This is a genomic window from Pseudothermotoga lettingae TMO (assembly GCF_000017865.1).
GTDB lineage: Bacteria > Thermotogota > Thermotogae > Thermotogales > DSM-5069 > Pseudothermotoga_B > Pseudothermotoga_B elfii.
Window position 1 is genome coordinate 1029079 of the sequence record NC_009828.1, and the last position, 21862, is coordinate 1050940.

Here is a 21862-nt window from a genome sequence, read left to right on the forward strand (position 1 = left end):
ATAGCCCGTCTTTTGCAGATTCTTTTTGAAAATAACGGCTATGAAGTATATGTGGCTCATAATGGTGAGGATGGATGGCAAACATTTTTACTGGAAAATCCAGTGGTTGTTGTGCTTGATCTGATGCTCCCAGGTATGGATGGTTTTGAGGTTTTGGAAAAAATAAGATCAACCGATGCAGAAGTTGGTATAGTTATTCTAACTGCCAGAGGTGAGGTTGAAAATAAGATACGCGGCTTGAAAAAAGGAGCCGATGATTATCTCCCAAAACCTTTTCACCTGGATGAATTGCTGGCGCGTGTCGAAGCTGTAGCCAGAAGGGTTAGAAAAACAGATTTGTTGAAAATAGGTCCATTGACATTTGATATGAAATCGAAAATTCTTAGCTTTCCTGATGGCAGAGAAACAATTCTTTCAGACAGGGAAAGTGCTCTTTTATACCACCTCTATGTTAACATGAGAAAAGTTGTGAGTAGAGATGAATTGCTCAAAGAAGTATGGGGAAACAACAGTTATATAAGCCGAAACATAGTTGATGTTTATATAAAGTACTTGAGGGATAAATTTGGAGAATACGCAGATTTTATTAAAACTGTGAGAGGGACTGGTTATGTTCTCGACGCTTAAATGGAAAATGGTATTCTGGTATACGACATTTTTTTCGATAATTCTTGGCTTTGGATTGATTAGTGCTTATAAGCTGGTGAAAAATATACATTTAAACCGATCTGTCGAGTCTTTGAGGCAGAATGTTCTTCAATTTCTCAGAATGCCCGGGGTTATGAGAAATTTTGCTTTACCCCCAGGTGTAGCTATTATTGACGAAAATGGTAATTTAATAGCGGGCTCTATAAATACTGAGCATGAAAATTTTGATCATTTTCTTTCTCGTGTTTTCTCAGTTAAAAATCCCGCCTACATAAAACTGGGTGAAGATGAATATCTTGTTTTCAAAGCAAAGTTCGTTGTTCTTAACAAAGAAAGAGATTATTACCTGCTCTCTCCGGCTGGAGGCATGGGTGATTTTCTTAGAATTCTTGCCAGGTCCTTTTTCATGCTATGGGTGATTTTCAGTGTTTTTTCTTTTGTACTTGGGAATTATTTTGTAAACAAATCTCTCACACCAATGCGTCGAATAACAGATGAACTGAAAGATATAAATGCTGCGGATTTAGCCAAGAGAGTCCATGATCCTGAAACAAATGATGAGGTTTCAAAACTGGCAAAGACAATCAATGAGATGCTTGACAGGCTCCAGGTTGGATTTGAAGCACAGAATGATTTCATAAATGATGTTTCCCATGAGTTGAAAACGCCGCTGGCAACTATACAGGGTTATGCAGAATTGATGCAAAAGTTTTCATACAACAAAGAAATAGTTATTGAGTCTGCCAGAACGATCCAGGATACTTCTATTAAACTTGCAAAGCTGGTTGAAACTCTGCTATCGCTTTCGAAACCTGTTACGAAAGTAGAATTTCAAAATATAGAGCTCAACACTTTTTTACATAACCTTGCAGAGCAGTTTCGATTACAGTTCAAGGAATTTTCAATATATGTCGAAGGTCAAGGTTGTGGATACGCAGACCCGAGGGTACTTGAAATCATTGTAAAAGCATTGGTTGAAAATGCTGTGAAGTTTTCAAAAGACAGAAAAGAAATAATTCTCAAATGTGGTGATAGCTGGGTAAGTGTAAAAGATTTTGGAATAGGTATGAGTGAATTTGAAAAAAACAAAATATTCCACAAGTTTTACAAAGGGGATAAATCTCGATCAAGCGAAGGATATGGATTGGGATTATCACTGGTGGAAAAACTTGCGAAAACCATGAATTGTAAGATTGAAGTAGAAAGCGAACTCAACAAAGGCAGTGAATTTATCGTAAAAATGCCACCGTGCAACTAAGGAGGGACGATATGAAAGTAGGTGGACAGGCTGTAATCGAAGGTGTTCTGATGATGGGCAAAAAAGTTGTTGTTGCGGTTAGGAACAGTGAGGGAAAGATAGTAATAGAGGAAATAGCAAAAAAATCTCCTTCACAATCGAAGTTCTTCAAAATTCCTTTTCTAAGAGGAATTGTTAGTCTATTTTACTCTCTCTATTATGGAATATACGCTCTGGACAGATCAGCCGAGATAAGCTCCGGACAGAAAATGAAAAAATCAGAAACATTCTGGTCTATTTTTTTAGCTGTAGTGATGGCTGTCGGTTTATTTATAATCTCTCCTGTCATGATAACAAATCTCCTGGGATTCTTAAAACAAAATGAGTTTTTGTTTTCACTCACAGAAGGCTTAATAAGAATCGCGATGTTTCTTATCTACGTCGGTATTATCTCATTTTTGAAAGATGTAAAAAGAATTTTCCAGTATCATGGAGCAGAACATATGAGTATACATACATACGAGGCCGGAGAAGAGTTGACCGTCGAAAATGCAGTAAAACATAGTACTATTCATCCAAGGTGTGGTACAAATTTTGCTATGATTTTTCTTATAGCCTCTATAATTGTTTTCAGTTTGCTGGGTATAGTAAAACCGAACAGTTTGGCCTGGAGAGTAGTGATTAGAGTTGTCTTTATACCACTGGTCATAGGTGTTGCGTACGAGTTTCTCAGAATTTCTGCCAGAAGATCAAAGATCAGCAAGATCTTCATTTTGCCAGGCCTGCTTCTGCAGAAATTAACAACTGCCCAACCTGATGAATCGCAGTTAGCGGTTGCTATCGCGGCGCTGAAGGAAGCAATAAGCGAAGAAAACAGCGCAGATGCACAAGTAGATCACGAAGGACCAGAGTTTTTTGGATAGGCCGAGGAGGTTACAAAGCAGCGAAAAAGAGAGTAGAACAATTAAAGTCTTATAGATATTGGTTTTTTTGATCAATAGATGATGGGTATGTTCTTTATCTGCAACGAGTGGATTTTTGTGTTTTATTATTCGGCGCGTAAAGCTGCTCAGTATCTCGAAAGCCGGATATCCGAGAAAGATTGTGGCAAATCCCAGATCGCCATCAAAAAATTCAAGCACCCTCATGGGAAGATATATTCCAAGCAATGTTGCGCCACTATTACCAAGGAAAGATTTTGCTCTGGGCAAGTTGAATGGTAAAAACCCCGCAACGGCCAAAGCAAGGCTGTATTCTTTTGATAGGAGTGAACTTATCATTGTTGTGGAACATGCAAGTCCATCTATACCGTCTATCATGTTGATTGCATTGAGCATTGACATGAACCAGAATAATTCAATTACTCTGCCCAATGTATTGTTTAATGTTATTCCAAAAAAAGTTATTTTCTGAGAAACCACAAAAAGAGCGCTCAGGGCTATTAAGAATTGAACAGGTAACTTGATTTTGTAAGACAAATCTTCTATATCATCCAGAAATCCGAGTGAAAAAGCTAAAACAACTGGAATTATGGTTAAGAGATTTTTTTCAGTTACAAGTAGTGCAATGAATATAGCTACACCACCAGTTAATGGTATGGGTATGGTGTGAATCTTTCTTGAGTTTGGCATATCGAGAGGAAATTTTCTTGCAAAAAATCCCACGAAAAGCAGATTTAAAAAGAATGAAACAATAAAAGTCATTTTTTCCCCTCTTCAATGGATCTCAGAAAGCGTTTCACGTATTCTATCAATTCTCCAGGTTTGTCTATTGACAGTTTTATCATTTCTTCAAGTGATTTACAGAGTTCTTCATAAGCTATCTTCTTTTTTGTTTTCACCATTTTGACCTTTGGATGCTTCGTTGACTCAACGAACTCATCTTCATAGAATAATTCTTCAGACATTTTTTCGCCACTTCTACTGCCTGTGTAAACAATCTTTATATCCTGCTCTGGTATCAACCCATTGAGCAAAATCATTGTTCTTGCAAGTTCATCTATGGATATGGGTTTACCCATGTCAAGAACAAAAAGATCTTTGTTTGTTCCAAAACTTCCAGCTTGTAAAACCAGAGATACTGCTTCTGAAAGGCTCATAAAATATCTCACCATGCGCTGATCTGTTACTGTAACAGGGCCGCCTTTTGAAATTTGGTCCATGAATTTTGGAACTACACTTCCTCGACTACCTATAACATTGCCAAACCTCACAATAACGAAATTGGTTTTGCAACCCTGATTCATTGAGAGAAGAAGTAATTCAGCTAATCGTTTTGTTGCACCCATTATTGAAGAAGGATTAACGGCTTTATCTGTTGATATGAATATCATTTTTTCGGCTTCAAATTTACAGCACAGTTCAGCAACGATTTTTGTTCCGAGTGTATTTACCTTCAGGGCTTCATAAGGATTTTCTTCCATCAACGGAACATGTTTATGTGCAGCAGCATGGAAAACTATCTGTGGCCTTGTTAGTCGAAAAACTTGTTCCATTCTGGTTGGATCTGATATATCTGCTATTACCCTTATTCTTTCTACGGATGGATTTTCTACACGGAGTTCTTCGTCAATTTTATATATGCTATTTTCTCCTTTACCAAGCAGTATAAGAGTAGAAGGTTCAAGTTTTGATAACTGCCTGCATAATTCACTTCCTATGCTCCCGCCGGCACCGGTAACCATTATTCTTTTACCGTTTATGTACGATTTTATTTGCTGCAGATCAACTTTTACTTCTTCTCTTCCAAGCAGATCTTCTATTTTTAGTTCCCTGAGCGATCCCGCTCTTGCTTGACCATCTGTTAATTCATATATGCCAGGAAGAGTTCTTATCTTTACTCTTCTTGGATTTATCAGAGAAATGATCCTCCTCATCTGCTCAGCTGTGGCTGAAGGTATAGCTATAATAACTTCGTCGATTTTGAGCATCTCTACAATTTCCATAGCTCTATCAGCGGGACCGTACACAGGCACACCATGAATTTTCCTGCCTATCTTTCTTGGTGAATCGTCGATGAATCCAACTACCTTGCCGAGCTGTGGGCGGTGTTCAAAATCTTCAAGTAGCATGGTTCCGGCACTACCTGCACCAACTATCAGTACACGTTTTCCTGCTGAGGGTGGGACGGTGTTTAGCCATTGCCAAAAAAATCTGCTCGCTATGAGAATCATTGTTGAACCGAGAAAAGTCATCATTCCAACTGATCGGGGCAAAACAACAAAATTCGTCAGGTGAAAAAAAACCACATTTAAAAGATATGCGATAATTGTTCCTCTCATCAACAGCACCATATCTTTAAAAGAAGCATAAAGCCAAACTATTTTGTATGTCCCATTCGCAATATACACAATGGCAGCTATTGTGCAGTAAATAGGTATACTTAAAAAATATTTTGCGAGCTCAGGCCAGTCGAAGCCTAATCTCACAAAAAGAGCTACTACACCGGCAAAAAAAGTCAAGCTGATGTCGATAAGAAAAAGTGCCATCTTCCTTTTCACTTCACCACCTCGTTGTCAGCTCCAGGCCATTATCTGGTAAAATATTGTATTTTTTAAGGATTTGCCGGATATCCTGCGTTACATACACTCGCACTATTTGAACAAGGTTACTTGCCATCAATTGATAAGCAGGGTGTTCTTTCAGGTAATCTTCCATAGAGTAGATCTCTTCTCTTGAAGGGTCGTACAGAAAAACGTTGCTTTTTATGAACTCATTAGGATGTATTAAGGAAAGTTTGTATGGCGTATCGATTTTGAAAAATTCGTTGAAATTCTCCAATATTTCTGACAGAATCTGCCTGTCTTCTTCCGGTATTTCCGCAGATTTTTCGAGTTCCTCTAATCTTAGTTTTATTTTCTCAAGAGTGTTATTGGCTACTGCTTTGCTCATCACTGAAGGGTCCGCTCCAGAAGCGGTAAAACTTGTTTCAGTTAGAAGTTTCCACAGATTCCGCGACTCGAATCTTCTCAGCAATCTGTACGCTTTTATTAAAAGACGATCTACATAATTGACTTCTGTCTTTTCTTCAAGGAGATCTTCTTCCTCTGCATCATATTTTTCCAGGAGTTTACGGAATTCATTTTTGATCAAAGACAATATAGACTGGTCTGTTAGTTCGAGAAATTCCTCAAGGTTATTAACTTTTTCGGCGAGCCTGAGGGGTTCGTAAATACAGGAAAGTATTTCCTGTATCATAAGGTCAGCTGCCCTCGATGTTTTATGAAAATAGACATTTTTATACATCATAAATCTTCCAAACAAACTTGTATAAATTTGATCGAGTATTTTCACGTGGTAGCAAAGGATGGATTTGGAATCTTTCTCTTTTATGAAAGAATTCCTTATGATTCTATCGAGAGCTCCCACTCCGAAATGCCTCGTCCCGCTGTAATAAGAATCCCTTAAGAGAAAATCAAATCTATCTGCTCCAAGTGGGCCCTGAACAATATTGAATTCAACACTCCCGGATTCTTCTCCCTTGAAAATTTTGTTCACTAATTCCATCAATTTTCGAAAAACTTCGAAAGATATCTCTTCTGTTTGCATTGTTTCGCGCAAATCTTCAGCAATGGCTTTTCTCATTCTGTTGTCCGAGATTCTTCTGTAAGAATCCATCATTTCATTTGGCATTAACTCTAATAATATTCTTTCCCTGAATTGATCGTGGCCATCGTTAAATCCCATTCTCCTGTAAACTATGTCATCGAATTGATGACTGAATGGACCATGACCTATATCGTGCAATAAACCAGCAAGTCTTATAATTCTTCTCTTAGCGGGTTCTTCAAATAACTTTGATGCATACAAACCGCAAATATGCATAACACCAAGTGAGTGCGCAAATCTGTTATGAGTTGCTCCGGGATAAACCAGTTCGGCTCCAACAAGCTGAGATAAATAGCGAAGTCTTTGAACAGGCCTTGTGTCAATTGCCAGAATCTCCAGGGGGTACAGAAAAATTTCTGAATGTATAGGATCACGCGAAACTTTATAGTACAAGTTCGTCACTCCTTTTAATCCTCACAGTACATTATACTCCAAGCAATTGAATTCGACTACATTTTTTCGTAGTATAATTATTGAGTCTAATATTTCAGGAGGAAAAATGTTTGCAATCGTAAGATACAAAAAATACGGGTTGATAAGATTTCTTTCAGCGATAGAAACTTCAAATGCGATCGAAAGAAACTTGCGGCGCTCTGGATTGCCTTTGATTATGACAGAGGGGTTTCATCAGAAGGTAAAAGTGTCATATCTGGACCCTGTGCCAACAGGCGTGATCAATTTAGCGCTGTATGTGAGAATTGCGTTTAAAAATAAAGTAGAAGCCCTCAACAAATTGAAGAGAACATCTCTTTGTGGTCTTTACCCAGTCAAATTATGGTGGACAGAAATGAATATGAACAGGCTTGTTACTTCTTATGAGTTTAGACTGATCATTCCAAAAAGCAGTGTGGATATTTCCAGATATGATGAGGAAAAACCACTGGAAGTGCCCGAAAAAAGAAAATATGGCCTTGTGAAAGATTTTTTTCATCAGGTGTCTTTTGACTTTAAAGGTGATTTTGCTGTGATAAAATATTTACAACCAAAGGATAAAATGGTTCACGCCAAATATTTGTACGAATCTATTTTAAACAGAAGAGATGGTTTTCTGCTGATTGAATGCACAGAGGCTTTTTGTAATGAAAGACCATTATCTGAGATTCTGGAGGAATCTTCATGGGATACAGAGTGTTAGTTGTGGATGATTCTGAGGTTTTAAGAAAAATAGTTAGTTTCAATTTAATCAAAGAAGGTTATTCCGTGCAGGAGGCAAAAGACGGCAGAGAAGCGCTTGAAAAATTGAGACAGGAAAAACCAGATCTGGTAATACTTGATATTATGATGCCGTATATAGATGGTTTTGAAGTCCTCAGAACAATGAGAAAAGATGAGAATTTGAAAGAAATCCCGGTAATAATGTTGACGGCAAAAGGTGGCGAAAGTGATCCAAAAACGGCTCTTGAACTTGGCGCAAATAGCTTTTTGACAAAACCGTTCAGCCCTTTGAAATTGCTCGAGGAAGTTAGAAGGGTGATTCAGCGTGGAAAGTGACCTTAAGGAAATTTATGAACGTATTTCAAAAGCCGTTGAGCTCCCCCCTTACAAAGGATTTGCGAGTTTGAAAGATATAGCAAACGCTATGGATAAAATTTTAATTGAGCTCAACGAACGTCGTAAAGATTGTACAAAGCTTTTGGAAGAACACATAGAGGAACTGTCGAAAACATACCAGGAAATAGCCACTCTTTTTGAACTCAATAATTTGCTTGCCAACGTAATGGATCCGGAAGAAAAATTGGATGCCCTTGTAGAACTCTTAAAGCAAACTATTCCATTTTTTGCTATTTCAATTGAGCTGGATGTTATGGACAAACATACGAATTATGAGCAGTTGTTTGATTTTGATAGAGATTTGTTCGAAAGGTCTATTAGACTGATCGAGCAAGATGATCAGGTTTTGCTAATAGAACCATCTCAGAATAATTTAGTGCGGAATCTTTTATCTGTTCCTGTAAAAAGTAGTGATATTGTATGGGGGAGGATTACCCTGGTTGAAAGATCTCCGGATTTTTTTACAGCAGCAGACAGAAAAATTCTCGAAGCTACTGCTCAGTTATTGGCTTCAATATGTGAAAGATATGTCAGACTCAAAAGAGAAGTTGAAAGGCAGAGGCTCAAAGAGCAGCTTGAGATAGCAAGGCAAATTCAAAAAAAGCTTTTTCCTTCGAGGTTGCCATCTTTGAGTTACGTAGAAATCAGTGCCGATAGCATACCAGCAATACAGGTTGGAGGAGATTATTATGATATCCTTGTAAAGGACGATAAAGTTTTCGTGACAGTTGCTGACGTATCGGGGAAAGGTATACCAGCAGCATTGATGATGACTTCTTTGAGAAGTGCTCTAAGGACTTTGTACAGGACAATTGATGATATTTCTAAGCTCGCTATTGAGTTGAATAATGCGCTGTGTGATGATCTTGAGGAAGATCGGTTTGTGACAATGATATTGCTTTGCTTACATTCGAGCGGCGTTCTTCAATTTGTCAATGCCGGGCATAATCCTGTATTATTATTATCCGGATCTGATTTGAAATCGATTCGGGCTCAAGATATGCCGCTTGGGATAATAAAGGATATTACGTATAAAATGTTTGAAGCAAAGATGAAACCTGGCGATCTTCTTGTTGCGTATACGGACGGTGTTACTGAAGCAAGAGATAAGAACGGAAATGAATATGGATTCGAAAGATTATATAACCAGATTCTAATGACCAGAGAGAAAACAGCAGTTGAAATTATCGAAAGGATAAAAGCAGACGTTGATGATTTTTCGTACGGTACTCAGAGACATGACGATACAACTATAACGGTGATAAAATATCTTGGAGAGAATCTAACTTAGGAGGGAAGAAAATGTCAGGTCACAACAAGTGGGCGAATATAAAACATCGAAAAATGGCCCAGGACGCGAAAAAATCGCAATTATTCACTAAACTTATTCGTGAATTGATCGTTGCCGCTCGCGAAGGCGGAGGAGACCCGGAAACAAATTCAAGGTTACGAACAGCAATTGAAAAGGCCAAAGAAGCTAATATGCCAAGAGAAAATATCGAAAAGGCAATCAAGCGTGGAACAGGAGAGCTTGAAGGTGTAGAATACCAGGAAATTATCTATGAAGCTTATGGTCCAGGTGGAGTAGCTCTGTACATACGTGCTCTTACAGACAACAAAAATCGAACCGCTCAAGAACTTCGGCATGTGTTGAGCAGGCACGGAGGAAGCCTCGCAGACCTTGGAGCAGTGGGGTGGATTTTTGAGAGAAAAGGCATAATAAGTGTTCCGCGCGATCAGGTTGCCAATGTAGAGGAACTTGTCATGATGGCAATAGACGCAGGCGCAGAGGACATAGACGATCAGGACGACCCAGTCAGAATCACAACTTCGCCGGATAATCTCATGAGCGTGAAAGAAGAACTTGAAAAAAATGGGTATAAGGCTGAAGCGGGTATATCTTACGTTCCCAAAAATACTGTTCAGGTCACAGGCAAGGATGCTGAAAAAATTCTGGCATTGCTTAATGCACTTGAAGATATGGATGATGTTCAGGATGTTTATTCGAATTTCGAAATGGACGACGCAGAAATGGAGGCTATACTTTCTCAGATGAATCAATGAAAAGAATCTGGCTGGTATTTCTACTGATACCACTGAGCTGTTTTGCTGCCACGGTAAATCTCGATTTTGCGCCTGGTAGTGCTCAGTGGTTTGGCTTTACGCTATTGCCACATATTGAGTTCTGGAAAGTCCAGGCCGATCTGGTTTTTACCGGTGGTGTTGTCAGTGATTCTAAAGAACCGGTATTGTTTCCTTTGCTTAAGCCTTTCGATAGCCTTAAATATCTTTCGCTTGATTTTGATACGTCTGGGGTCAAATTTTCAATGCCGGATATGAGCTGGCTTCGTTACAGCAACGTAGATTACGAGCCTTATACGACAAGCCTGTGGGCATTTAATGGGGCAATTGGAGGAGTTGTACAGGAAGATTATTCGATATTTTTCAGGTCAAGTTATTTTTCCATATCGTTGAGTAACAATGGAAGTTATCATCTTGGTGTGCCATTAAAGTTTTATAACTTTGAGCTCGAACCTTTTGTTTCCAACTATGGTTATGGTTTAGAAATCGTTTATCAGAACGCTTTAATTTTCGTTATACCAAATGTAGGCATGAGATTCGCTCTGGCATTAAACAGAATGTACTTTTTTCTACAATACATGGGATTTGAAACAAAAATAGGTTTTGGATGGTTTAACAAAGATGAATGGATCATTGCGACAAATGAATCAATTGATTTTAGAAAAAAAATACTGGATATTTACCTGATTGCGAAATTTGAGAAGGAGAGATGGTATGCAGGACTTTCTTTCCCAGTTTTCTGGTGAGCTACCCCTGGAAGATTTTCAATGGTTCGTTAGAGAAGTCAACAGATATTTTGGACTCGACCTGTCTGGTTATAAACCTCACAGGGTAAAACGGAGAATAGAAATATTGATAAGAAAATATAAACTCAACTCGTTTCAGGAATACTTAAGGTTTTTGCTTGCAAATGAGCAAGCGAAAGAGGAATTTCTTGACAAATTGACTATAAACGTCACTGAATTTTTCAGAAATCCAGAAAAATGGTGGGAGCTCAGAGATAGGCACCTACCAGGGCTCTTAAATGCTTCGAGAGGGCATTTCAAAGCCTGGAGTGCTGGTTGTGCAAGCGGTGAGGAGCCGTATTCTCTTGCTATTTTACTGGAAGAATTAAGAGCTCCGTTATCTGCCTCGATCCTGGCAACTGATCTTGATGAAAGAGCCCTGGAGGAAGCAAGATCAGGTATTTATGAAGCAAGATCAATGGTTAGTACACCAAAATCATATCTCGACAAATATTTTGATCTTTTAGATGGGACTTACAAAATAAAAGAAAACGCCAAGAAAAGGGTTCTGTTCAGAAAACATAATATGCTCCAGGATCCTTTTCCTGAATCCGTAGACCTTATAATTTGCCGAAATGTAGTTATATATTTTGAACCAGAAGCAAAAGATAAGCTCTACAGAAATTTTGCGAAATCTCTTAAGCTCGGTGGAATTTTGTTTGTTGGAAGCACCGAGCGTATTTTCAATTATGCCGAACTTAATTTGAAAGTAATAAGCCCTTTTTTCTACCAAAGGGTGAAGTGATATGTTCTGGGTAACCTTTGTGATACTAATGGATCAGCTTTCAAAAATGATAGTTGAGAAATATCTTGTTCAGCCGTTTTTTGCTATTCCGGGGATTTTGTGGTTTACATATACTCGTAATACAGGTATAGCTTTTGGAATGTTTTCAAGATCTCCCTGGGTTCTCTGGATAACATTTGCAGTCACATTCCTTCTTGCGGCTTTGCCAATTTTTATTAGATGTTCTCTGCTTACCAGAGTAGGTTTACAAATGGTGGTTGGTGGTGCTATAGGTAACATGATTGATAGATTTCGATTTGGTTATGTTGTGGATTTTATAAGCGTGAGATATTTTCCGGCAATATTCAATATTGCAGATTCATTCATAACTATTGGAGGTATATTGATTTTACTGAGCCTTTTGAGGGGAGAGAGAAGTTTTGCAGATGACGGTCGAGAAAAGCGAAGTGAACCTAAGACTTGATCTCTTCCTCCTCCAGAGGATACCAAAAGCGATTTCCAGAAGTTTTGTGCAAAGGGCCATAAAAGAGGGAAAAGTGACTGTAAATGATGTCATCCGCAAGCCGAACTATCGGGTAAAATTCGGTGATGTGGTAAAAATTTCCATACCGAGTAACGCCCAGAGCATCTCAATAGAACCCGAACCAATACAGATTGGTGTTATTTACGAAGATGAAGATATTATAGTTGTAAACAAGCCTGCTGGTATGATTGTTCATCCTATACCTTCACACAATTCCGGTACATTGGTTAATGCTCTTTTATATCATTGCAAGGATTTGAAAGGTATTGGTGGTGAGTTGAGACCGGGAATTGTTCACAGATTAGACAAAGATACATCGGGAGTTATGGTTGTAGCCAAAAATGATTTTGCGCATCATAATTTGTCGAATCAATTTAAAGACAGGAAAGTTTTCAAAATGTATCTTGCGCTGGTAAGCGGAAAGGTGGAGCATTTGGAAGGAGATATACAAATTTCCATTGCCCGTCATCCAGTTTTGCGCACAAAAATGGCTGCCAGTGAAATCGGGAGAATCGCTGTTACACATTATAAAGTTATCAAATATTTTGAACATGCGACTTTGCTCATGGCATTTCCAAAAACTGGTCGGACACATCAAATAAGAGTACATATGAAATGTATAAATCACCCCATATTAGGGGACAAATTGTATGGAAAAGGTTCAGGCGCTTCAAGGCAAATGCTCCACGCAACCAAACTTGGTTTCTACCATCCAAGAACACATGAGTGGATTGAATTTATCGCGCCTCTTCCAGAAGATTTTAAAGAGACTATTCGGTTAATTTCATCCGGAGTGTGAAAGCCGTGATCGCTTGTATAGTGTCACCCTACTCTTTTGAAGGATCTATTCTGAGACTTGAAGAGGTTGTCAATGCAGCAAAATCATTTGGCTTGAAATCGCTCATGCTTGCTGATCAAAATTTTCATGCCTGTGTACACTTCAATAAAATTTGTCGTAGTAATGGAATTATCCCCGTTCATGCCCTGAGAATTGATGAAAAAATCTTTTACGCGCAGGACCGCGACCAGTATGAAGAATTGATTAAAGCATATAACGAATCATCTCAGCCCAAAACGCCATGGGTAAATATTGATTCAGTCAAATTGATCTATTACCTCAGAGAATCAGATTATGAAGCACACGCTTTTTTATGCCAGTTATTATCCGTTCAACCAAAAAAAGGCGCTTATTTTGAAAATAATCTTACAGATGTCGCAGACGCGTTGAATTGCAAGCCTTATGACCTGAAAGTGCAGATGAGTTTTCCAAAACCCGAAAAAGGATGGCTGAGAAATTTTTCAAAAAAAGTACCACCGGGCTATCAGCCCAGATTCGAATCCGAAGTTGAGATAATAGAAAAAATGAATCTCGAGTCGTATTTTTATACCGTTAAAAAGATAGTGGATACTGCCAGGTCCATGAATATTTGCGTTGGTCCTGGAAGAGGAAGTGCTGTTGGATCGTTGGTTGCATTCATTCTTGGTATAACCCAAATCGACCCTGTTAAACATGATTTGCTTTTTGAACGATTTTTGAACGAGTACAGACAGGAACCTCCAGATATTGATATAGATGTTGAGGATAGAAAAAGATCCATGCTCATAGAACAGTTAATACGCGTGTTTCCCTTTTGTGCTCAAATTTCCAGTTTTTCTACACTGTCTTTAAAATCCATAAATGCTGAGGCCAGGAGGTTGAATTTGACTATCAAAGATGAACATATCAAATTACTGAACAAACTTCCGTACCGAAGAAGCGTGCATGCTGCCGGCCTAATCATAGCAAATGAAGTTTTGAACCTCCCCATGGTGAGAGATTCCAATTTTCGCATACTTGAGTACGACATGGATTCCTTACAGGGAATAGGCGTTACAAAGATAGATTTGCTTGGTTTGACAACTCTAACAATGATTTCTAATATGAAAAAAACTCTGAAAATAGATTCTGTGCCTGTAGATGATTTTTCAACCTATGAAATGATATCTTCTGGAAAAACAACAGGGATCTTTCAGCTTGAATCATTGCCAGTTCGATCGCTTTGCAGACAAGTAAGGCCTCAAGAGTTTAACGAACTCTCGGTATTACTTGCAATCAACAGGCCAGGCCCACTAATTGCAAGGCTAAATCGAATATATGCTGAAAGAAAAAGAGGATGCAATAGAGAATACCACGAAGATCTTTTTCCTGAAACATTTGGAGTAGTGATATATCAGGAACAGATAATGAAACTTGCAATGAGCATGGCAGATATGTCTCCTGCTGAATCAGATTTATTTAGGAAGGCCATGTCCCATAAAGATAGATTGATAATGAAAGCAGCTGTAGAAAAACTAAGAAATAAAATGATTGACAAAGGATACAGTAAATCCTTTGTGAATGAGCTTGCAAACATTCTTATCCAGTTTTCCTCTTACGCTTTCAATAAATCCCACAGTGTAGCGTATGCTATGTTGAGCTATCAACTCGCTTATATAAAGAACCATTTTCCAAAAGTTTTCTTTCAACATTATATAAAAGAACATTCAAATGATCCTTCGAAGGTTTTCGCCGCTGTTCAAGAATTGAGAACCACAGGTTTTGAGGTTATTCAACCATCTGTTAATCCTGTTGATTTGAAAGAAGACCAATTTCAGTTACCCATGGAAGCAATTGCTGGTGTGGGATCATCGGTCGTACAGCTTTGCCAGAACAGAGCACCTTTTGAGGATATACAGGATTTTGCTAAAAAGACTTCTTTACCACTTTCTACAATTCAGAGGTTAGCTCACGCTGGCGCCTTTGATTGCATTTATCACACGCGTGAAAATTCTATAAAGGCGTTTAACAGTTTTCAAAAGGGTTTTGACCCATCGTTGTTAGAAATTTCCACTGTTTTTGGTAAACGAGAAAGCAGGTTTGATACTAATATGACGCACATAGATATCTTAAAGCTTGAAGAGCAGGTATATGGTTTTCCGCTAACGCCATTCAAAACGTATCTATCAAGAAAATTTGCACCTCTCAGTGATGTCTATTCTTATGCCAGAACACTACCTGTTTCTGTAAATATTGAGAAAGGATATGCGTGTGATAGCCTTTCTGTCATTCGGATTAGAGAAAATCTTCAAGATGGAGAGTATCTAATTATATTGCGAGCTAATGGATCAATTGAGGCTCATTATGATTTGTCGCAGGTAAAATCGATAGTTTATGAATTTTATGGTTGTTTTGACGAGAAAGATTTTGAACAGGCTTCTGAATATGAAGATACCCAGGTGGTGTTGCTTGGAAAAAAGGTGTTGATTAATTCTACGCGTCCAAGACTTGAGAGTTATAAAATCAGGGTAATTTCCGCTTAAAGGCATCATGCCGTTATTTTTTCACAATATGTGGGCTATCTCAATAGAATTTTGGTAGAATCTTTTTGTTAAAAACAGCATGGGAGGAGATAAAGTGCATTTGATACTTGATTGTGACCCGGGTCACGATGATGCATTTGCGTTGTTGATTGCCGGAGCGTCAAAGGAGCTTGGTTTGACTGGAGTAACGACGGTAGCTGGAAATTCTTATTTGCATAACACAAGTAGAAACGCGAGAACCATCCTCGATTTGTTTGACATAGATTTGCCAGTTTTTGCAGGGCGTGAAAAACCTCTGTTAAGAAATATAGTGATTGCTCCAGATATTCATGGTCAATCTGGCCTGGAAGGAGCAAATCTCCCAGCAATGAAACGGCCTATAGAAAAAACAAATGCAGTTCAATTCATGGCTGAGACTATAGAAAAGTACGATGATGTGACTCTTGTTGCTACTGGCCCTTTGACAAATGTTGCTCTTCTTATCTTGATGCATCCTCATTTGATTCACAAGTTAAATTCTATTGTTCTAATGGGTGGAGGTATATCATTTGGAAATGTTACGCCAGTTTCGGAATTCAATATTTTTGCGGATGCGGAAGCGGCAAAGATTGTTTTTGAATCTGGCGTACCTATTGTGATGGTTCCCTTAGATCTCACTCATCAGGTAATAGTTACTGATGAAGAGATTTTTCGTATAAGATCACTTGGCCAGAAATTCGAAATTCTTTCAGATTTGTTGATTTTTTTCAAATCAGCTTACAAAAAGGTTTTTGGAATAGAAGGTGTACCCTTACACGATCCATGTACTGTGATGTACCTTCTTAGCCCCGAAATCTTTGAGTCAAAGGAATATCACGTTGATATAGAGACAAAAGGTGAACTTACATATGGGCAAACGGTAGTTGATCTGTGGAATACATCGGGAAAAAAGGCCAACGCCAGGGTTCTGCTGAGCGTAAAAAGAGAAAGATTTTTTCAAATATTCTTCGAAAAAATTAGCCTTTTGAAAGGGGTGTAAGTCATGGTAGATCCAAGGTATCACATAAGAGTTAAACCTGACGATGTGGGAAAATATGTGATTGTTGTTGGTGACAGGGGAAGAGTAGAGCGCGTGGCTAAATATCTTCAAGAAGCAACAAAGGTTGGGGATAACCGGGAATATCTCACTTACACAGGTTACCTTAAAGGTGAAAAGGTCAGCGTTATGTCTACAGGGATGGGTTCGCCAGCCATGGCTATAGGCATTGAAGAGCTTGCCACCACAAATGCAAGAGTAGTAATTCGCGTTGGAACAACCGGGGCATTGCAAAAAGGTTTAAATCTTGGCGACAGTCTGATAGTTACTGCATCAGTCAGGATGGATGGTACAACTAACCAGTATATAATTCCCGAATATCCTGCAGTAGCTGATTTTTCTGTTGTGAATGCTCTGATAGGGGCCGCAAAACGCGTGGAAAATCCTTATCACGTTGGAATAGTTTTATCAACAGATTCTTATTATGGAAAAGCTTTTGATGAAGAAAAGCATGGTCATCTGGAGAAACAGTTGATCAAAGCCGGTGTTTTAGGAGTAGAAATGGAGATAGGAGCACTTTATGTGATTGGATCGTTGAAAAAACTCAAAACTGGTGCGATATTAACTGTTCGCGAAGAATTGACAGATGAAGGGTATATCCAGGCTGGGGAAAAATTTGAACAGGGTCTGGAAAAATCTATAATGATAGCCTTGAAAGCCATAGAAATTCTCATCGAAAGAGGTGCATGAGATGAGAAAAATTTTGGTTTTTCTGCTTGCTATGATTGTGATTTTTTCTATAGCGGAACCACTTAAAGTCGCCTTGCTTTTGAACGGAAGACTTGGTGACAAGTCTTTTCTCGATTCAGCGGGCAGGGGCCTCGAGATGGCTGTTGAGGAACTGGGGATTCAGGGAAAGGTTATTGAGGCAAATTACAATCCGGCGAACTGGAGACCGTATCTGGAAGATATATCTGATCAGGATTACGATGTGATAATAGTTGGTACGTGGCAAATGCAAGAGATACTTGAAGAAGTAGCTCCCATGCATCCTGAAAAAAAGTATTTTATATTTGATGCTTCTGTAGATTACAACAAAAGCAAACTTGATAACGTGTATTCGATGATCTACAAACAAAACGAAGGGTCTTTCCTGGCTGGTGCACTGGCAGCATTGATTACCACATCTGGAATTCCAAAAACCAATCCGGAACCAGTTATAGGTTTTTTAGGTGGAGTGGATATACCTGTTATCAATGATTTCCTTGTAGGTTATATTGAAGGAGCAAAATATGTAAATCCAGAAATAAAAGTACTTATTTCTTATGTTGGCAGTTTCAACGATCCAGCCAAGGGAAAAGAGATCAGTTTGGCTATGTACCGTCATGGCGCAGATATTATATTCAACGTTGCTGCAAACACGGGGATTGGTTTGCTTGAAGCAGCAAAAGAGGTCGATCGGTGGGTTATAGGAGTTGACTCTGATCAGGCTTTGATGTATGAATCTACGGATCCAGAAATTTCAAATCATATTGTCACTTCTATGATGAAAAATGTCGATAATTCCATTTTCAGAGGGTTGAAGTTACATTTACAAGGAAAATTAGGCTATGGTCAGGTTGAGTCACTTGGTATAGCTGAGGGGGGTGTCGGAATAGCTGACAACAAATATTACAGGCAAATTGTTCCGGAACATCTCAGAAGCGAGATAGCACAGATAGAAAAGAAAATCATCTCTGGTGAAATAAAGGTTGGTACCGTTTTTGAAATGTCTCAGGAAGAATTAAATCAGTTAAGGGCAAGTGTGAAACCATGAGAAATTTTTGCATGACTTAAAATGATGTATGCACTTGAAGCAATAAACATTACGAAGGTTTATCCAAATGGCATTGTAGCCAATAAAAATGTGTCTATATCCGTTGAGATTGGAAAAATACACGCAATTGTTGGCGAAAATGGTGCCGGGAAAACCACATTGATGAGGATTTTTTTTGGAATGGAAAAACCAACCAGCGGTGAAATCAAAGTTTTTGGGAAAAAAGTAAACCTGAACTCACCAAAAGATGCCATTGCGTTAAATATTGGCATGGTTCATCAACATTTTATGCTTGTTCCATCCTTTACAGTTATTGAAAATATAATACTTGGCATTGAACCCAGGAAGGGTTTATTTACTGTCGATTTTGAAAAAGCCAGACGAATAGTCACAAAATATATGGAAAAACTTAATTTTCAGCTCCCTCTTGAGGAAAAAGTGATGGATTTGCCCGTGGGAGTAAAGCAAAGAGTGGAAATACTCAAAGCTCTTATCCGAAATGCGAAAATATTGATTCTTGATGAACCTTCATCAGTTCTGACATCTCAGGAAACGAAAGAGTTGTTTGATGTTTTAAAAAATTTAGCACGATTCGGGATAACGGTGATTTTTATAACGCACAAACTGAATGAAGTGAAGCAAATAGCAGATAAGATAACGATAATGCGTGATGGCCGGGTTGTTGGAACTTATGATAATAATGAACTGAGTGAATCGGACATTGTCAAGTTAATGATAGGAAAGAAATTTGAGCATAGTATTAAAAAGGTAAAGAGATGTCCTGGAAAGATTTTGCTGGAAGTCAGGAATCTTAATTATTTTCGTGAAGACGGTGTGCAGATTCTAAAAAATATAAGCTTTTCACTGAGAGCCGGTGAGATTCTTGGCATCGCCGGGCTTGAGGGCAACGGGCAGAAAGAACTTGTTGAAATACTCACAGGGTTGAGAGAAAATGCGACTGGTGAGATATATGTGGATGGGATAAATACATTGAACGCTTATCCCTGGCAGATCAGAAAAATGAAGGTTGCCTATATTCCTGAAGACAGAATTGAAATAGGTTGCGCACCTGATCTTTCAATAGCAGAAAATCTCGTATCAAATAGATGCGGTTCTAACCTGTTTTTTCGTACTTTTCTTTACAGAAAAAAGCAGGCCTATCAGTTCTCTCAAAAGATCATGCGGGAATTCTCAATAAAGGCAGAAAGTCCACGAACTGCTATGAAAATGCTTTCGGGTGGTAACATTCAAAAGGTAATTCTTGCCAGGGAAATGACAGTTGATGCCAGAATAATAATAGCCAGTCAACCAACTCATGGGATAGATGTTGCTTCCAGCGAGCTTATTAGAAAAAAACTTTTGCAAATGAGAAACGATGGTAAAGCTGTTCTTTTAATTTCAACAGATCTTCAGGAAATTTTACAGATTTCAGATAGGATACTCGTCTTTTATAGAGGAGAGATCACTGCCCATTTTCAAAATGAGAATCTAACAGAAGCGGAAATTGGTTATTATATGCTTGGCATCAGGAGAGAAAAAACACCTTTAGAGGGATCATCATGAAAAAAAAGCTCACAGTGATAGAAACTTTGAGAGTTATTTTAACAGTTGTACTTGCATTTGCAATAGGGTATATTTTTTTAACCCTGGCTACTGATAATCCAGAAGAAGCTTTCAGGTGGTTTCTCACAGGGTCATTCTCTTCTCAAAGAAGATTTGTTGAAGTTCTCAATAACTCCGTACCATTAATGTTAACTGGTCTGGCGATATCGATTGTCTTTCAAACAAAAATTTTCAATATAGGCGCAGAAGGACAGTTTTTTTTCGGGGCTTTTGGAGCAATGGTTGCTGCACTGAGTTTTCCGAAAATACCATTTTTTCACGTGGTTTTTACTTTAATAACTTCATCAATTTTTGGGGCGATGTGGGCTTTTGTACCAGCAGCTATCAAAAGTAAATGGAGAGCAAGTGAGCTTGTTTCATCGTTGATGATGAATTATATTTCTTATTATCTTGTAATTTATCTTGTAAACAATTACTTCAGAGATAGATCAGTGGGGGCACTTGTGTCTTACAAATTTCCTGAGACTGCCTGGCTTGCTGTGCTGAGCAGATACAGACTCAATTCGGGATTTTTAATAGCCATCGCGATATGTGTGCTAACAGGATTGATGATTTTCAACACAAGATATGGTTATGAAATCAGGGTTGTAGGTGCCAACAAGAAATTCAGTTTCTACAGTGGAATAAAAACTACGAATGTGATATTCTGGGTGCAGATCTTTTCAGGGGCGCTATCAGGATTAGCCGGAGGAATAGAGATATCGGCTATGTACAGAAGATTCGTCTGGCAATCTTTGCCTGGTTATGGGTTTGATGGCATAATTGTAGCAATACTTGCTCGAAACAATCCTTTCCTGGTAATACCTGCTGCACTTTTTATTGCTTATATGAGAATAGGAGCCAGCGTCATGGGAAGAATGACTGGTGTGGCACCTGAAATTGTTGTGGTACTTCAGGGAATAATGATACTTTTAATCACGGCAGAGGCGTTGCTTTTTAGCTTCAAACGGAAAATTATCGAAAAAGAGTCGATAAAAGATGAGAGATTTTCTTAATTCGTCTTTTTATTACAGTATTCTCAGAGTATCCACCCCCATTATATTATCAACAATGAGCGCCTTGCTCAGTTCAATAACAGGCACAATAAACATTGGCATTGAAGGTATGATGCTAATGTCTGCATTCTGGAGTGCAATTATTGCCTCTATCAGCCAGAATCCCTGGATGGGGCTCATATTCGGCGTTACTTCGGCTACTGCGCTTGCTATGTTACTTGCGTACTTTCACCTGAAATTAGGGGTAGATCTCATAATAGGTGGAGTTGCATTAAATCTTTTTTCATCAGGTTTTACTGTTTTCTTACTGGATGCAATAACTGGAGATAAAGGTTCATCTGCCTCAATGAAAAGTTTTCCTCTCCCACGTATTGAGATTTCTTTTATCAAAGATATACCATTTATCGGAAATATCCTGAGTAATCACAACATTTTGACCTATGTTGCTATTTTTTCGGTGTTTGTGGTAGATTACTTTATTCGCAAAACCCCTGCAGGTATGAGAATGAGATCTGTAGGTGAAAATCCCGACGCCGCCGTGTCTGTGGGAATATCTGTAAAGAAGATGAAGTTCATTTCTCTCACATTGAGTGGTTTTTTTGCTGGTCTGGGCGGTGCCTTTCTCTCGATGGGCTACGTATCGTGGTTTGTACGCGATATGACTTCGGGTAGAGGTTTCATTGCACTTGCTGCACAGGCACTCGGCGGCAATTCAGCTTTCTTAGGCGCATTAGGAGCTCTATTGTTTGGCACAGCAGAAACAACGGGAATTAGCCTTCAATCACTGAGAATCCCTTCTGAAATAGCCAACATATTGCCATTTGCTCTAACGCTGGTAATTCTGATTATTTACGCTCAAATAAAAGTTAAATCACATTCAAGAGTTCAGCAATAGT

General features: G+C 38.6%; 21 protein-coding genes. 18 read left to right on the forward strand and 3 right to left on the reverse strand.

The annotated features are described in order from the left end of the window. Positions 1-12: 12 nt before the first annotated feature. Genes TLET_RS05135 through TLET_RS05145 form a run of 3 tightly spaced genes read left to right on the forward strand, consistent with a single transcriptional unit; the run spans position 13 to position 2808 of the window. On the forward strand, positions 13-627 hold the full coding sequence (locus tag TLET_RS05135) for a response regulator transcription factor (protein ID WP_012003049.1): 615 nt from the start codon (positions 13-15) through the stop codon (positions 625-627). Continuing rightward, on the forward strand, positions 611-1906 hold the full coding sequence (locus TLET_RS05140; RefSeq protein ID WP_012003050.1) for a sensor histidine kinase: 1296 nt from the start codon (positions 611-613) through the stop codon (positions 1904-1906). Before TLET_RS05135 ends, TLET_RS05140 begins: the two co-directional genes overlap by 17 nt. 11 nt (positions 1907-1917) lie before the next feature. Next, a complete protein-coding gene (locus TLET_RS05145; protein ID WP_012003051.1) occupies positions 1918-2808 on the forward strand; it encodes a DUF1385 domain-containing protein in 891 nt (296 codons plus the stop codon). Here TLET_RS05145 and TLET_RS05150 read toward each other — a convergent pair. The 3 genes from TLET_RS05150 to TLET_RS05160 are packed head-to-tail and all read right to left on the reverse strand — an operon-like array spanning position 2713 to position 6885. Then, positions 2713-3588, reverse strand: coding sequence for a glycosyltransferase family 4 protein (locus TLET_RS05150; RefSeq protein ID WP_012003052.1), 876 nt, complete (start codon positions 3586-3588; stop codon positions 2713-2715). The genes TLET_RS05145 and TLET_RS05150 overlap by 96 nt on opposite strands. Further along, positions 3585-5384 (reverse strand): polysaccharide biosynthesis protein, encoded by a 1800-nt coding sequence (locus TLET_RS05155; protein ID WP_012003053.1) that lies wholly within the window; start codon positions 5382-5384, stop codon positions 3585-3587. The genes TLET_RS05150 and TLET_RS05155 overlap by 4 nt, the downstream gene beginning before the upstream one ends. A 1-nt stretch (position 5385) precedes the next feature. Next, positions 5386-6885, reverse strand: a complete 1500-nt coding sequence (locus TLET_RS05160) for an HD domain-containing protein (protein ID WP_012003054.1) — start codon at positions 6883-6885, stop codon at positions 5386-5388. Between the two features lie 106 nt (positions 6886-6991). Between TLET_RS05160 and TLET_RS05165 the strand changes: the two genes are divergently transcribed. The 15 genes from TLET_RS05165 to TLET_RS05235 all read left to right on the forward strand — a co-directional run bounded on the left by TLET_RS05165 (position 6992) and on the right by TLET_RS05235 (position 21861). Continuing rightward, entirely contained in the window at positions 6992-7627 is a 636-nt protein-coding gene (locus TLET_RS05165; protein ID WP_012003055.1) for a DUF2344 domain-containing protein, read from the forward strand. Beyond that, positions 7609-7983: a response regulator transcription factor gene (locus tag TLET_RS05170; protein ID WP_012003056.1), complete on the forward strand. Its 375-nt coding sequence runs from the start codon at positions 7609-7611 to the stop codon at positions 7981-7983. Before TLET_RS05165 ends, TLET_RS05170 begins: the two co-directional genes overlap by 19 nt. After that, positions 7973-9334 (forward strand): PP2C family protein-serine/threonine phosphatase, encoded by a 1362-nt coding sequence (locus tag TLET_RS05175; RefSeq protein WP_012003057.1) that lies wholly within the window; start codon positions 7973-7975, stop codon positions 9332-9334. The genes TLET_RS05170 and TLET_RS05175 overlap by 11 nt, the downstream gene beginning before the upstream one ends. 11 nt (positions 9335-9345) lie before the next feature. Continuing rightward, positions 9346-10107, forward strand: coding sequence for a YebC/PmpR family DNA-binding transcriptional regulator (locus TLET_RS05180; RefSeq protein ID WP_012003058.1), 762 nt, complete (start codon positions 9346-9348; stop codon positions 10105-10107). Next, positions 10104-10871: a hypothetical protein gene (locus TLET_RS05185; RefSeq protein WP_012003059.1), complete on the forward strand. Its 768-nt coding sequence runs from the start codon at positions 10104-10106 to the stop codon at positions 10869-10871. The genes TLET_RS05180 and TLET_RS05185 overlap by 4 nt, the downstream gene beginning before the upstream one ends. Continuing rightward, entirely contained in the window at positions 10840-11655 is an 816-nt protein-coding gene (locus TLET_RS05190; protein WP_012003060.1) for a CheR family methyltransferase, read from the forward strand. Before TLET_RS05185 ends, TLET_RS05190 begins: the two co-directional genes overlap by 32 nt. 1 nt (position 11656) lies before the next feature. Then, the gene (gene lspA / locus TLET_RS05195; RefSeq protein WP_012003061.1) at positions 11657-12118 is read left to right on the forward strand and encodes a signal peptidase II; all 462 of its coding nucleotides are present in this window, start codon (positions 11657-11659) and stop codon (positions 12116-12118) included. Next, positions 12081-12977 (forward strand): RluA family pseudouridine synthase, encoded by an 897-nt coding sequence (locus TLET_RS05200; protein WP_012003062.1) that lies wholly within the window; start codon positions 12081-12083, stop codon positions 12975-12977. Before lspA ends, TLET_RS05200 begins: the two co-directional genes overlap by 38 nt. Positions 12978-12982: 5 nt before the next feature. Further along, complete coding sequence (locus tag TLET_RS05205; RefSeq protein WP_012003063.1) at positions 12983-15517, forward strand: helix-hairpin-helix domain-containing protein; 2535 nt, start codon at positions 12983-12985, stop codon at positions 15515-15517. 94 nt (positions 15518-15611) lie between these two features. Continuing rightward, entirely contained in the window at positions 15612-16535 is a 924-nt protein-coding gene (locus TLET_RS05210; protein WP_012003064.1) for a nucleoside hydrolase, read from the forward strand. Between the two features lie 3 nt (positions 16536-16538). Then, positions 16539-17282 (forward strand): nucleoside phosphorylase, encoded by a 744-nt coding sequence (locus TLET_RS05215; RefSeq protein WP_012003065.1) that lies wholly within the window; start codon positions 16539-16541, stop codon positions 17280-17282. 1 nt (position 17283) lies between these two features. Beyond that, positions 17284-18348 carry a BMP family ABC transporter substrate-binding protein gene (locus TLET_RS05220; RefSeq protein WP_012003066.1) on the forward strand — a complete coding sequence of 355 codons (1065 nt, stop codon included), beginning with the start codon at positions 17284-17286 and terminating at the stop codon, positions 18346-18348. Between the two features lie 21 nt (positions 18349-18369). Beyond that, positions 18370-19911, forward strand: a complete 1542-nt coding sequence (locus TLET_RS05225) for an ABC transporter ATP-binding protein (RefSeq protein ID WP_041428416.1) — start codon at positions 18370-18372, stop codon at positions 19909-19911. After that, complete coding sequence (locus TLET_RS05230) at positions 19908-20966, forward strand: ABC transporter permease (protein ID WP_012003068.1); 1059 nt, start codon at positions 19908-19910, stop codon at positions 20964-20966. Before TLET_RS05225 ends, TLET_RS05230 begins: the two co-directional genes overlap by 4 nt. Further along, the gene (locus tag TLET_RS05235) at positions 20950-21861 is read left to right on the forward strand and encodes an ABC transporter permease (RefSeq protein ID WP_012003069.1); all 912 of its coding nucleotides are present in this window, start codon (positions 20950-20952) and stop codon (positions 21859-21861) included. Before TLET_RS05230 ends, TLET_RS05235 begins: the two co-directional genes overlap by 17 nt. Position 21862 lies beyond the last annotated feature (1 nt).

Excerpts from the sequence above, each read along its gene's own strand:
- TLET_RS05170 (WP_012003056.1), top strand. The coding sequence starts at position 7,609 with ATGGGATACAGAGTGTTAGTTGTGGATGATTCTGAGGTTTTAAGAAAA.
- TLET_RS05235 (WP_012003069.1), top strand. The coding sequence starts at position 20,950 with ATGAGAGATTTTCTTAATTCGTCTTTTTATTACAGTATTCTCAGAGTA.
- TLET_RS05140 (WP_012003050.1), top strand. The coding sequence starts at position 611 with ATGTTCTCGACGCTTAAATGGAAAATGGTATTCTGGTATACGACATTT.
- TLET_RS05215 (WP_012003065.1), top strand. The coding sequence starts at position 16,539 with ATGGTAGATCCAAGGTATCACATAAGAGTTAAACCTGACGATGTGGGA.
- TLET_RS05185 (WP_012003059.1), top strand. The coding sequence starts at position 10,104 with ATGAAAAGAATCTGGCTGGTATTTCTACTGATACCACTGAGCTGTTTT.
- lspA (WP_012003061.1), top strand. The coding sequence starts at position 11,657 with ATGTTCTGGGTAACCTTTGTGATACTAATGGATCAGCTTTCAAAAATG.
- TLET_RS05145 (WP_012003051.1), top strand. The coding sequence starts at position 1,918 with ATGAAAGTAGGTGGACAGGCTGTAATCGAAGGTGTTCTGATGATGGGC.
- TLET_RS05165 (WP_012003055.1), top strand. The coding sequence starts at position 6,992 with ATGTTTGCAATCGTAAGATACAAAAAATACGGGTTGATAAGATTTCTT.
- TLET_RS05150 (WP_012003052.1), bottom strand. The coding sequence starts at position 3,588 with ATGACTTTTATTGTTTCATTCTTTTTAAATCTGCTTTTCGTGGGATTT.
- TLET_RS05200 (WP_012003062.1), top strand. The coding sequence starts at position 12,081 with ATGACGGTCGAGAAAAGCGAAGTGAACCTAAGACTTGATCTCTTCCTC.
- TLET_RS05230 (WP_012003068.1), top strand. The coding sequence starts at position 19,908 with ATGAAAAAAAAGCTCACAGTGATAGAAACTTTGAGAGTTATTTTAACA.
- TLET_RS05180 (WP_012003058.1), top strand. The coding sequence starts at position 9,346 with ATGTCAGGTCACAACAAGTGGGCGAATATAAAACATCGAAAAATGGCC.
- TLET_RS05220 (WP_012003066.1), top strand. The coding sequence starts at position 17,284 with ATGAGAAAAATTTTGGTTTTTCTGCTTGCTATGATTGTGATTTTTTCT.
- TLET_RS05225 (WP_041428416.1), top strand. The coding sequence starts at position 18,370 with ATGATGTATGCACTTGAAGCAATAAACATTACGAAGGTTTATCCAAAT.
- TLET_RS05190 (WP_012003060.1), top strand. The coding sequence starts at position 10,840 with ATGCAGGACTTTCTTTCCCAGTTTTCTGGTGAGCTACCCCTGGAAGAT.